Source organism: Dactylosporangium aurantiacum (assembly GCF_000716715.1).
Taxonomy (GTDB): Bacteria; Actinomycetota; Actinomycetes; order Mycobacteriales; family Micromonosporaceae; genus Dactylosporangium; species Dactylosporangium aurantiacum.
In genome coordinates this window covers 1-286 of the sequence record NZ_JNYJ01000184.1, presented here as the reverse complement: position 1 = coordinate 286, position 286 = coordinate 1, and the positions used below count along the sequence as shown (strand labels likewise).

The window sequence follows — 286 nt, the reverse complement described above, 5'->3', positions numbered from 1 at the left end:
CGGCGACCGCGCGGTCGAGCAGGATCTTGATGTTGACCTCGTGGTCGGAGCAGTCGACGCCGGCGGAGTTGTCGATGAAGTCGGTGGCGATCCGGCCGCCGCCGAGCGCGTACTCGATCCGGCCGCGCTGGGTCAGGCCGAGGTTGCCGCCCTCGCCGACCACCTTGGCGCGCAGCTCCCGCCCGTTGACCCGCAGGTAGTCGTTGGCCTTGTCGCCGACGTCGGCGTGCGACTCGCTGGTGGCCTTGACGTAGGTGCCGATCCCACCGTTCCAGAACAGGTCGAC

Annotated in this window: 1 protein-coding gene; it reads right to left on the bottom strand. The window is 69.6% G+C overall.

Features of this window, described 5'->3' with window-relative positions:
• Positions 1 to 286 (bottom strand): NAD-glutamate dehydrogenase domain-containing protein (locus OP18_RS50840; RefSeq protein WP_033368069.1); only part of this gene is annotated, 286 nt, incomplete at both ends.